At 61.0% G+C, this 12,856-nt stretch carries 6 protein-coding genes and 1 pseudogene; 3 read left to right on the top strand and 4 right to left on the bottom strand.

The window, feature by feature from the left end; translation table 11 throughout:
- From FJ980_RS26725 to FJ980_RS26715, 3 genes are all read left to right on the top strand, one after another.
- On the top strand, positions 1–3,027 hold a 3,027-nt coding region (locus tag FJ980_RS26725; protein WP_140546675.1), incomplete at its 5' end, for a VCBS domain-containing protein.
- A gap of 200 nt (positions 3,028–3,227) precedes the next feature.
- Positions 3,228–4,901 carry a type I secretion system permease/ATPase gene (locus tag FJ980_RS26720; RefSeq protein ID WP_246676566.1) on the top strand — a complete coding sequence of 558 codons (1,674 nt, stop codon included), beginning with the start codon at positions 3,228–3,230 and terminating at the stop codon, positions 4,899–4,901.
- On the top strand, positions 4,898–6,238 hold the full coding sequence (locus tag FJ980_RS26715) for an HlyD family type I secretion periplasmic adaptor subunit (RefSeq protein ID WP_140546673.1): 1,341 nt from the start codon (positions 4,898–4,900) through the stop codon (positions 6,236–6,238). Before FJ980_RS26720 ends, FJ980_RS26715 begins: the two co-directional genes overlap by 4 nt.
- Before the next feature lie 648 nt (positions 6,239–6,886).
- Here the strand turns inward: FJ980_RS26715 and FJ980_RS26710 are convergent.
- From FJ980_RS26710 to FJ980_RS26695, 4 genes and pseudogenes are all read right to left on the bottom strand, one after another.
- Positions 6,887–7,562: pseudogene (locus tag FJ980_RS26710) on the bottom strand (transposase); the annotation flags it as partial.
- Positions 7,563–8,134: 572 nt separating this feature from the next.
- Positions 8,135–9,598, bottom strand: a complete 1,464-nt coding sequence (locus tag FJ980_RS26705; RefSeq protein ID WP_181181310.1) for an HlyD family type I secretion periplasmic adaptor subunit — start codon at positions 9,596–9,598, stop codon at positions 8,135–8,137.
- A gap of 1 nt (position 9,599) precedes the next feature.
- Entirely contained in the window at positions 9,600–11,768 is a 2,169-nt protein-coding gene (locus FJ980_RS26700; protein ID WP_140546671.1) for a type I secretion system permease/ATPase, read from the bottom strand.
- Positions 11,769–11,932: 164 nt separating this feature from the next.
- Positions 11,933–12,856: calcium-binding protein (locus tag FJ980_RS26695; protein WP_140546670.1), on the bottom strand; the 924-nt coding region annotated here is incomplete at its 5' end.

Genomic DNA, 12,856 nt, shown 5'->3' with positions numbered 1-12,856 from the left:
ACCTTCACCGTGACCACGATCGACGGCACCCAGCAGCAGGTCACCGTGACCATCAACGGCGCCAACGACGCGGCGGTGATCTCCGGCACCTCGAGCGGCACGGTCGTTGAGGCCGGCGGCGTGGCCAATGCCGACGCCGGGACGCCGACGGCGAGCGGCACGCTGACCGACACCGACGTCGACAACACGCCCAACAGCTTTACGGCGGTCGCCGCCGGGGCGGCCACCGACAATGGCTACGGCACCTTCGAGATGACGGCCGGCGGCGTGTGGACCTACACGCTCGACAACACCAAGGCCGCCGTCCAGGCGCTCAATGTCGGCGATCATCTGACCGACACCTTCACCGTGACCACGATCGACGGCACCCAGCAGCAGGTCACCGTGACCATCAACGGCGCCAACGACGCGGCGGTTCTGTCGTCCGCCTCCGTCAACCTGACGGAAAGCAATGCAGCGGCTGCGATAAGCACCTCCGGCAGCCTGACGATCTCAGATGTCGACAGCCCATCGACATTTGTGGCCCAAGCTGGAACGTCTGGCAATTATGGGACCTTCGTCATCAATACAGCTGGTGCCTGGACCTATACAGCATCGTCAGCCCACGACGAATTCGTCGCCGGTCAGCACTACGTGGAGAACTTCGATGTAGTCAGCGCCGACGGTACGCACACTTCGGTTCATATCGATATCCTCGGCACCAACGACGCGCCGGAGATCGATCTCAATGGGGCACCGACGGGAAACTCGACAAGCCTGAATTACACGGCCGGTTCGGCCGCGACGGTGATCGCGCCGGCGACGACAATAACGGACATCGACTCCCCCGATTTCGGCGGCGGCTCGCTGACCGTTGCCTTCACGGCAAACGGTACATCGGCCGACCAACTGTCCATCCAGAACCAGGGTACGGGCACCGGTCAGATCGGCGTCAGCGGCAGCAACGTGACCTATGGCGGCACGGTCATCGGAACGTTCAGCGGCGGCACGAACGGGTCGAACCTCGTCATCACTTTCAACGCCAGCGCCACACAAGCGGCGGCCGCGGCATTGGCCGACCATATCCTCTATTCCAATGCGACCAGCCCCGCCATCGCCAAGACGGTGACTTATACGCTGGTGGATGGGGACGGCACGGCCAATGGCGGCACGGACTCCAGCACCGCCTCGGCGACGATCAATGTCACGGGTAGCGACGTCACACCACCAAGTGCGTCGATTAGCCACCAGCTTTCGTCGAGCCAGCAGGAGTCAACCTTCACCGTCCACGCGACGGATGCTAGCGGGATTCAGAGCATCCAATTGTATGATAGCATCGGTGGGGGAGCGCCCGTTCTGATCTACACTTTCACCGCTGCGGAATTGGCTGCGGGAGCAGCGACAGGAAACTTCACGCATATATTTACTGACGGCGTGGCTCCATTCCCGGTTAGCAACTCCGTCCATCAAATAAGTGCCGTCGTCACCGACAACAGCGCGGCACACAATTCCAGTACAGCGGTGGATAGCGTTACGTTCAAAACGAATGGCGGTGGCGGAAGCAGCAGCAAGTTCACTGCTCCCGCGGGCACCGCCGGCGAGCCGATCAATCTTGCGCTGATCGATCCGTCGGAAGGCCAGGCTGTCACTGTCACGGTGAAGGATCTGCCTTCCGGCTGGGCCATCGACGGCGCCACGCAGAACGCCGACGGGTCCTGGACAGTGCAGACCAACGCCGTCCACGAGCTGACGGTCACCACGCCCGCTGATTTCGCCGGCGCGGCGGTGCTCGACGTGCATCTGACCTGGACCAATGCCGACGGCACGACGGGCAGCATGTTCGTCGCAGACAATGTCGAGGCCTATGCGCCGGGTTCGCCGATTTTCGCCTGGTCGGGTGACGATGTGCTCACCGGCTCCAGCGGCAACGATCTGTTCGTCTTCTCGCAGCCGATCGGCAACGACACCGTGCACAGCTTCGATGCGACCGCGGACCAAGTCGATCTCATCGGCTATTCCGGCTTCCAGAGCTTTTCCGACGTTCAGGCGCATATGGCCGACGATGCCAATGGCAATGCGGTGATCACGCTCGGCGAAGGACAGTCAATCACGCTGGAGGGCGTGCATTCCTCCGCGCTCGGCGCCGCCAATTTCGCCTTCGACCAGACGCCGGTGGTCAACAATCCCGGCACCATGACGCTCAGCGACGGCGCGTTGCTGCCGCTGAGTGGCACGGTCAACAACAGCGGCCTCATCTCGCTGAACTCGACCGGCAGCGAAACATTGTTGCAGGTCATCCAGCATGGCGTGACGCTGCAGGGCGGCGGACAGGTCGTCCTCTCCGACAGTATCCTCAATATCGTCTCCGGCACCGGTCCGGACGTCACGCTGACCAATGTCGACAACACCATCTCGGGCGCCGGCCAATTGGGCGATGGCATGCTCGGCCTCGACAACAGGGGGATCATCATCGCCTCCGGCTCGAATGCCTTGGTTATAGACACCGGCGGCAGCGTCGTTGCGAATTCCGGCACGCTGGAGGCAACCGGTTCGGGGGGCCTGATCGTCGCTGGCGGGGTCGCGAATTCCGGCATTCTGTGGGCCAATGGCGGCAACATCGCCATCCACGGCGCGGTCACCGGCGAGGGCGATGCCACGATCGGCAACCTTTCGAAGCTGGAATTCGGCGCAGCCTCCTCGACCGATGTGACCTTCGCGCAGAATGCGGCCGGCACGCTGGAGCTCGACGATTCCTTCGACTTCAGCGGGCGGATCGGTGGCATCACCAACGACGACAAGCTGGACCTCAACGATATCCTGTTCGGCTCGGCAACTAAGGCCGTCTACCAGGCGAACGCTGACGGCAGCGGCGGCACGCTGACCGTGACCGACGGCACGCATGGCGCAACGCTTCACCTGCTCGGCTCATACGACGCGAACGGCTTCAATGTCGCAGATGACGGTCAAGGGCATACCGTCGTGACCTACAATCCGGCAGAGTTCACGCTGACCGGTGTCGGCAACGCAACGAGCGAGTTCGCCGTGTGACGGAAAGAGGGGGAGCTCGCGACCACCACGCGGCTCACCTCGTTCCCCGCCGGCCGAGGATTCAAGCTTACGAATTAACGTTTACACAAGGTTTACGAGCGGACCGCGTGTCCCGTGAGTAGGATTGGTCCCGGGCACGCAATTGGACAAGGGGGCGGTTCTCCGCTGGGCATGTGAGCTTCAACAGCAAGTCTAGAATTGTGAGGGAAGCGCTTCTGGCCTGTCGCCGCTATTTCCTGTTCGCGGCGCTGTTCAGCCTGGCGATAAATCTGCTTTACCTCGCATCGCCGCTCTACATGCTGCAGATCTACGACCGCGTCGTCACCAGCGGCAGCGAGACGACGCTGGTGATGCTCACGTTGGTGCTGCTTGCTGCTTTCCTGGCGCTTGCCGGCCTCGACCTTGTGCGCGCCGCGATCCTGACGCGCGCCAGCGCGCGACTCGATCGGCTGCTTTCGGCCAAGATCCTGGCGGCCTCGGTCGAAACGCCGTCCCTTGGCGCTGCGCAAAGCCAGCCGATCCGCGATTTCGACACGTTCCGCCAGGTGATAACGGGCAGCGGCATCCATGCCCTGTTCGACCTGCCGTGGTCGCCCATCTATATCGGGGTCATCTTCCTTCTGCACCCCTGGCTGGGTTTCTTCGCGCTTGGCTCGTCGCTGATCCTGATCGCCATGGCGGCGCTCAACGAATACATAGTCAGGGCGCCACTAAAGCAGGCCAACGACCTCGCCACCGCGAACTACAATTTCACTGAAATGAGCTTGAGGAACGCGGAAGTCATCCGCGCCATGGGCATGATCGACGGCCTCGTTCGCCGCTGGGGGCGCGACCGCGGCATGGCGCTCCGCCGGCAGGGACAGGCCAGCGACCGGGCGGCGCTAATGTCCGGGATAATCCGCTTCCTGCGCCTCACCATGCAGTCGCTGATCCTCGGCCTTGGCGCCTATCTGGTCATCGAGCGGCAGATCACTGGCGGCTCAATGTTCGCGGCAAGCCTGCTTCTGGGCAGAGGGCTACAGCCGGTTGAGCAGATCGTCGGATTGTGGCGCAGCCTTATCTTGGCGCGGGCTGCGCTCCGAAGGGTCGAGAAGCTGCTTGACGGCGGGGCGGAAGGGGAACGTTCGTTCAACCTTCCCAAGCCCACAGGCAAGATCGCCGTCGAACAGCTTACCTTCGCCATTCCGAACCTTCAGAAGGTGCTGTTGCGCGATGTCTCGTTCAAGCTTGAGGCAGGCGAGGCGCTCGGCATCGTCGGTCCCTCCGGTGCCGGCAAGTCCACGCTTGCCCGTCACCTCGCTGGCATCATGCAGCCGAGCCGCGGCACGGTCAGGCTGGACGGCGCCGACATGACGCAATGGAGCAGGGAGGCGCTCGGCGACCATATTGGCTACCTGCCGCAGGACATCGAGCTATTTTCCGACACTGTGGCTGCTAACATCGGCCGCTTCAAGACCGATGTCGACCATCAGGTGATCGAGGCGGCACGGCTCGCCGGCGTGCATGAGATGATAATCCGCCTGCCGCAAGGCTATGAGACTCAGATCGGTGAGAGCGGTGCTGTGCTGTCGGGCGGTTACCGGCAGCGCATCGCGCTTGCCCGCGCCGTGTTCGGCATGCCGAACCTCATCGTGCTCGACGAGCCGAGCTCCAATCTCGACGCCGACGGCGACCGCGCGCTGGCTGAATGCGCGCTGGAACTGAAGCGTCGCGGCAGCACAATTATCATCGTGTCGCACAGGCCTTCGACCCTGGCCAATGTCGACAAGATCCTGCTGCTCAGGGACGGAGGTGTCGAGGCCTTCGGCATGAGGAACGAGATCGTGGCGCTGCTCAACCAGCGCGCCGCGCCGATTGCGGTGGCAACCCAATGACCGACATCGCCACCACTTATAGCAGTCTTTCGGGTGCCGCCGACTCGGACACCAATCCGGATTCGATCCGGGGTCCAGTCTGGATCGGTTTGCTCATCATCGTTGTGTTTTTCGGTGTCTTCGGCGGCTGGGCGGCGATTGCGCCGCTCAACGGTGCCGTGCTTGCAGATGCGATGGTGAAGGTCGAGGGCAACCGGAAGAGCGTCCAGCATTTCGACGGCGGCACTGTGAAGGAAATCCGCGTGAAGGACGGCGACGTCGTCAAGGCCGGCGATGTGCTGGTCGTGCTCGACGACACGCGTGCCCGATCAGAGTTCAACCTCTACTCCCAGCAATATGCACTGCTGCGCGCAACGGATGCCCGCATCCGCGCCGAGCTGGACGGCAGCCCGGCGGTCGCCTTCCCGAAAGATATTTCCGCCGAACACCAAGGCTATCTGCAGGACGCGATGGCCAACCAGATCAACGACCTCGAGAGCCAGCGCGCCTCGATGGCCGGCGCCACGAAGATCCTGCAAAAGCGGATCGCCGAGCTCGAAGAGCAAATCGAAGGCAAGGAGGCGCGCGTGGAGTCCTACCGCGCGCAGCTCAAGTCGACCGTGGACGAGAAGGCGGGCCTGAACAAGCTGCTGAAGGCCGGCTTGACGACGCGCACGCGCATCCTGGAACTCGACCGCTCCGCTTCCGACCTGCAGGGCCTCATCGACCAGTCGCTGGGCGAGATTGCCGGCAACCGTCAGAGCAAGGCGGAATTCGAAAGCCAGATCGCGCAGCTGACCAACGAGCGCCGTGCAAAACTTTCGGCCATGTTGATCGACACCCAGTCGAGCCTTGCCGACCTGGTGCCGAAGATGTTTGCCGCACAGGCCACCGTGGACCGCGCCGAAGTGCGCGCGCCCTATGATGGCCAGGTGATGGACCTGACGGTGTTCTCGACCGGCGCGGTCGTCTCTCCCGGTCAAACTATCCTCGACATCGTTCCGACCAGGAATTCGCTGATCGTGCAGGCTCAGGTCCGCGTCGAGGACATATCCAGCCTCCGGGCTGACATGACGGCAGAGGTCCGCTTTACCTCATACAAGCAGCGCACGACGCCGGTCATCCACGGCCGTGTCACCCGCATCTCTGCTGACCGTGTGACCGATGCCAAGACCGGCTTTCCCTATTATGTCGCCGACATTGCGGTGGATCAGCAGGATCTCGCCGCCGCGCCGCAGATCCAGCTCTATCCTGGCATGCCGGCCTCGGTAATGATCGTGACCGAAGAACGCACCGCCCTGGATTATATTCTGGGACCGTTGACGACGTCCTTGCACATGGCGTTCCGGCAGAAATAGAAACCTCTTCGTCGAACCGCGGGTTGCTTACGCCTGATGCGAAGGTCAGCTTTTTGCACACTCTCTAGCGGCAGTCGTTCGCCGGCTCCAGTGAAGACGTTTCGAAGGACAAGTGGCGTACCCCCTGTTGGCCAGCGGATGCGCTTCGTACCTTGTATATTCCCACATCGGATCAGTTGCTTATGATGACATCGCACATTGCAGCAAAGACTCGCAATGTGCGATAAATAGCGAAAACACCAGCAAAAACAACCAACCGACCGCCCCGCAATGTGCGCCCTTTTATCTTGCCATCTCAATCGGCTGTGCTTCTCTAGACTTATTCGCCATTGCCTTTCCTCTTCTAAGCTACGGTAATACACTATTCTATGCTCCATTCCACGATTCCGCATTCTGGCGTCGAGTTCCGATGCGCCGTGCAGTCTTCCGCGCTCTGCGACGGGGTAGTTGCGCTGCTTATTTGCAGCACTGGAACCGTCGTGGCGCACTTTTCCATCGGACTGACGGAGCATCGTCACAGGCAATCCGGCGCGGTCCGGCCGTCTTACGATCGGCGCGGCCGCAGGCAAGATAACGTACGTTCCGTCGTTCCTGGTCTGCATCGGTCCTCATCCGCCGGAGCGGATCTCTTGTCTCAGGTGGCGCCCGTCAGCGTGCTGGCGCCATGCGCTCAACTTCCGCTGCACCGTTCATCGAGGCGCTCCCAGAAGCCTGCGAGCCTTGCGATGAGCGCGCTGGGCGGCATCGCCTCGGTTCGCCGCCGTAGAACGTTCCCTCGCTCCACATGGCGTGCACGATCACGGGCAGCTTGCGCGCTACGGCAACACAGGCCTCGCAGCGGCAGGAGCGTTTGGCGATCGCCTGGCCCCAGCTCTTGACCTGTCGGAGCCTTTGAAGCGCGTCATCAGCCCGAAGCCGCCTCGTAAAGCGAGTCGCACATCAGCATCGCCGGCCTTCGATATGCGACCCTGAACGTCGATCGAGGAGCCCGACTGCCATCGCCGCGAGGACAACCCGAAGTAGGCCGCGACATCGCGCGAGCGGCGGAGCGCGACGGATCATCGATAGCCGTCATGAACGAGAGCGCTGTCACCGGGCCGACGCCGGGGATCGTCATGAAGCGTCGGCACAGTTCGCTGCGGGCCACCATTTTCACGACCAGATTGTGCAGCCGGCAACACTGTCGCCACAGCGCTCCACGCGCCGACAGCGTGGCGTCCATCAGCTCGGCCGACAGCGGATCGTCTGTCACCGCCGTGCGCACCGCCCGGTCGAAAGCGCCGCGCGATGCGCCGCCAAGCTTGATGCCGAATGCCTTTGCTGCATCGATCCGCTCTCTACGATCTATGGCACGGGCATCAGCCGACGCCGGATCATTTCATTCGGGCTCTGGACAACCCCTTTCAGTTGGAAATTGTGGGTAACCACATCAACATTCACCGCAGCATATTTCCCGTTGGCCCCGAGATGGCAGTCGTTGCTCGCGAATTCATGCGGGAAAACACCACGGGGACTCTATAGCTGAGACTTTGGGCGCGTCCCCGGATCGACTTCGCGAAGATCGCGCTAAAGTCGGTAGTTCGGTTAAGAACCTGCATGCAAGGCATCAACGGTGGCTCCTGCGCAAAAGAGATCGCGCCTGGCGCGAACTTCGAAAGCGGGCCCGATCTAGGTGACTAGAGGAGGCCAACCGCGTTCAATCAGCCCCGCGGAGGCATGCTGGCAGCGTCCAGGCAACGGTGATTAGATTACATATAGCCAGTTATGTCCTCGCAACTGCACGATCCACGTTTTGGGAGCGTGCGTGGGCCTGCTCACATGCTCCCGACATCGGACATTGGAGAGCCTGACCGGCGTATGAACCAGAACAGTTGACTTTCTACTTCTCCGTAGATCTCACCGTTCATGCATCGCTGTCTCGGCAGTTTCCACCAGCGGAGAAAAGAGGTACTCGAGGATCCGCCTGCTACCGGTATTGATCTCGACGGTAACGCTCATACCGGGAGTCAGATCGACCACGGCCCCATCGACCTTGATGGATGATGTATCGAGCTGAACCGCTATGGGAAAAACAAGGTTCCCTGCACCGTCGGAGATGCTCACGCCGGAAGTGCCGGTGGTAACCCGCGACGGATCCGCGAGCTTCTGCCGGGCTTCATCGGCCGAGATGGCGTCCTTTCCAACTGCGATGACTTTGGACGGGATCGTCCCATACCGCGTGAATGGAAAGGCTGTGATTTTCACGTCCGCTTGTTGCCCGATGTGCACGAAGCCCACATCCTCGTTCGGCAGGTAAGCTTCAACATCGATCATGCTTGCCGCGGGGACGATGCGCATCAACTCCTGACCGGTGGTGACCACCTGGCCAACCGTCGTCACCGAGGAACCTTGAACGATACCATCGATCGGGCTCCGCAGTGTCATGTGATCAAGCTGCGATTGGGCCTGACGCACCTTGTGCGCGAGATCATCGGCTTGCTTTTCGGCGTCGGCCAGCTTTTGCATATAGTCAGCCTGGAACGCGTTGCGTGCCTTCACCTCCTCGGCGCGCAACACGTCTATGTTGGACATGTCGTCCGCCCGCTCGCTCAATTCGGTTGTCAGCGTCACTTGCTGGGTTTTAAGATTCTGGAGTGCGTCAAGCCACTGGGCCTTCGACGCGGCTTGCTTACTGACAAGCGTCTCCTGCATGGACGAGAGATCACGCAGCGTCTGATTGAGGCTCTCTTGGGCGGATATGGTTTCGGTAATGGAGCGGGCATGACTGGCCTTTTGAGCTATTTGGCTCTCGATGGAAGCCAGCTCGGATTGCAACCGCTCCAGGTCCTTCTGCAGAATCCCCTGTTCGCGCGCGCGAATGACGTCAGGGATGGCTTCAGTCCAGGTGAGTACCGGCACGGAGATCGCCGTCGTCCCGTCCTTGTGTTCGGCGACCAGGTCAACTGCGCTCTTGCGGCGCTCAACTTCGGCCCTCAGAGCTGCAAGCTGCTGCACCAGGGCATCCAACTGCGACCTTGCTTCGGTCGCGTCCAACTCGACGACAACCTGACCAGTTGCAACACGCTCGCCATTTCGGGCCAGAATCTGGGTGACGTTACCCGTCTGCAACGGCTGGACAACCTTGACCTTACCTGTCGGCTCGATCTTGCCTTGCGCGGTGGCGATGATGTCGAGGCGCCCGATATAGGTCCAGGTCAAAGCGGTCGTCACAAGCGCGCAAACGATCAGGATCAGTGCCATCCGAACGGGAGAAGGTGGCGTCTCCAATATTTCCAGCGCAGGCGCCAGAAACTCGTGGTCGGAGCGCTTTTGGGGCTTGGGAGGCAACGGGAGGCGAGGCGGAGGTGCGTTCGCATTCATCTCAGGCACCTGCCTGGTCGTTCTGCAACGCCCACAGCCGCGCATAGAGGCCGTCCGACTTTGCTAGCAACTCGGCGTGACTGCCAATTTCGACGATTCGTCCGTCCGCCATGCCGATAATGCGGTTGCAAGGCCGAACGGCGGCCAGGCGATGGGCAATGATGATCACCGTTCGCCGGTGAACGATCTGACGCATGTTCTGCTGGATGACCCGCTCGCTCTCATAGTCGAGGGCGGAAGTGGCTTCGTCAAAGATCAGGATTGGAGGATCGGTGGCCAATGCCCGCGCAATAGCAATGCGCTGCCGCTGACCACCGGACAGATTGGCGCCACGTTCCGCGATGAGGGTGTCATAACCCTGAGGGAGCCTGGCGATGAACTCGTCGGCGCCAGCGAGTTTCGCGATCGTGATGACTTTGGCTCGAGGCAACGCCGGATTGGCGAATGCGATATTCTCATGGATGGTCCGGTTGAAGAGAAGATTTTCCTGCAGCACCACGCCGATCTGGCTGCGGAGCCACGCGGGATCGAGCTGGGAAAGATCCATGCCGTCGAGCAGAACCTGTCCCTCGTCAGGCACGTAGAGGCGCTGGATCAGCTTCGTCAGCGTGGATTTTCCAGACCCCGACGGGCCAACGATACCGACTACCTCTCCCGGCTGGATCGAGAGTGATACCGATTTCAGCACTTCGGGTGCACCCGGGCGGTAGCGGAAGGTTATGTTCTTGAGGTCGATTGCGCCCTTCGGCGCTGGCAGCACCAGACTGGTCAGCGGAATGCGCTCTGTCGGCGTATTCAAAATGTCGCCGAGACGATCAACTGATATCTGCACCTGCTGGAAGTCCTGCCAGATTTGAGACAGTCTCAGGACTGGCTGCACCACTTGTCCCGCAATCATGTTGAAAGCGATCAACCCACCAACGGACAGGTCGCCTTCAATCACCGCTCTGGCTCCAAACAGAAGGAGCAGGGCGGTTGAGGCCTTACTCACATATTGAATGGCGTTCTGGCCGCCTGCGCTAAGCATTGTCGCGTCAAACGCGGTGCGAACATATGCTGCGAGACGTTCGGCCCACTGCTCCTCCATGACCGGTTCCACGGCACCGGCCTTGACTGTATGGATGCCGACGATCGCCTCAACCAGGAACTGCTGGCTGACGGCACCACGGTTGAATTTCTCCTTAATCATCTCACGCAAGGACGGTCGCACCAGGAAAGCAATCAGGATGTAGAGGGGTATTGAACCGACGACGATCAGCGTGAGCTTCCAGGAATACGCAAAGAGCACGGCGATGAAGATCACCGTGAAAACGAGATCGATGGCGGAAAACAGTCCCTGTCCGGTCAGAAAACTTCGGATAGTCTCCAACTCGCGGACCCGGGCAACCGTCTGCCCTGCGGAGCGGGTCTCGAAGTAGCCCAGCGGCAGCCGCAGAAGATGATAAAAGAGCTTCTGCCCCAGCTCAACGTCGATGCGATTGGTGGTGTGTGAGAGGGCGTAGCTGCGCAGGTACTGCAGGCCGACGTCGAAAAGCCCGATGACGGCAATGCCGATCACGATGATGTAGAGCGTCGAGTAGCCCTTGTGGGTGAGGACCTTGTCAACGACGACCTGAAAAAACAGCGGCGTCACCAGGGCAAAGATTTGCACAAACAGCGAAGCCAACAGAACGTGGCCGAGCGGCTTGCGGTAGCGCCAGATAGACGGCAGGAACCAGCCGATGCCAAAGGTGCGGGGATCTGAACCCTGTCCACCGAGGCGCCGGCCTACCAGAATGACTTGTGCGCCAACTGCCTCGACCAGATCCTCAATCGTCAGTTCCTGATCAATACGCGTGATCGGGTCGACGAGCCGGAATTTGCCGCTTGGGTTTTTGCCGCCGAAAACCCGAAACGAGCCGTCGCCGACTCTAACAATCGCCGGCACAGGAATCGTCTCAAGGCGTCTGGCATTCAACCCGCTGATGACGCGAGCCTTGAGACCAATCATTCTGGCCGCGCGCACGAGATCTTTTTCGCTGGCCGAACGCCCGGACAGAGCCAGTTGCTTTTCCAAATGCGTGGGGTCGGCGGCTATGCGAAAGAAGGCAGCAATTCCGCACAGCGCCCTGAGTCCCGAGTCGAGGCGCTCTGCCGGTACATCGGCCTCTTTGGCGTCGGCGCTATTCATAGCCGGTCAAATGCCCAAGATCGGGGGGCATTACAGAACTCTGCCGCCGACGTGCGGCACCCGTACGCAGCCATGACTAAATACCATTCGGCCTCACCCCAGCGGCTAATTGAGCTGCGTGCAGACAGTCGAGCGGGCATGTCGTTGACTAAACAAAGGGCTTGTCAGACAAATTGGAACTGGCTCTGCTGCAGGCTCGCAAGAGACACGTTCTTAAGCAGAATTGAGTCGCTCGGGTCAGCCGTTATGAGGACGTCGCTGCCGGATTGGGTCGACGCCGCCAAAAGGGTAGCCCAATCAGCAAAGACCGTGTGATCTATCGAGATGACATCGGCATTTGTTCCGGAGGCCGCATAGCCGTTGATGGTATCGTTTCCAAAGTTTGGCTGAAACACGAAGGTATCTATTCCGCTTCCCCCGTTCAAAGTGTCGTCACCGGCGCCACCGATGAAGGTGTCTTTGCCACCGTTGCCGTTCAATGTGTCGTTGCCTGCAAACCCGTAAAGCAAGTTGTTGCCGCTCGTGCCATTCAGCGTGTCATTACCAGCTCCGCCGACGATCGGCAGGCCGCCGGTCAGGCTGATCGAGGTGCCGTCGCCATAGACCAGCGTCTCGACCTGATACGTGGTGCTGGAGGTGTAATACTGGTTCACCAGCCTGATCTGGTCGCCGCTGACGCCGTCACTGATCAGCAGGTCATAGCCGGAGACGTTGAAGGTAACGTTGGCGGCGGTCAGCCCGGCGCCGAGCTGGATGGTATCGCTTCCGGCGCTGTCGTTGATCGTGTCGGAGCCATCGCCGGAGTTGAACACGTAGATGTCGTTGCCCGACCCACCGTTGAGGGAATCGTTGCCGGCGCCGCCGTTCAGCGTGTCGTTGCCAGCGCCGCCGTTGAGGGTGTCGCTGCCTGCTCCGCCGGTCAGCGTATCGGCAAAGGCGGTGCCGTTAAGGGTGTCATTACCAGCTCCGCCGACGATCGGCAGGCCACCGGTCAGGCTGATCGAGGTGCCATCGCCATAGACCAGCGTCTCGGCCTGGTAGGAGGTGCTGTAGGGATAGTACTGGTTCACCAGCCTGATCTGGTCGCC

Source organism: Mesorhizobium sp. B1-1-5 (assembly GCF_006443065.1).
Classification (GTDB): domain Bacteria; phylum Pseudomonadota; class Alphaproteobacteria; order Rhizobiales; family Rhizobiaceae; genus Mesorhizobium.
Note: the sequence above shows the minus strand (reverse complement) of the source record. Positions and strands in the feature narration are given on the sequence as shown.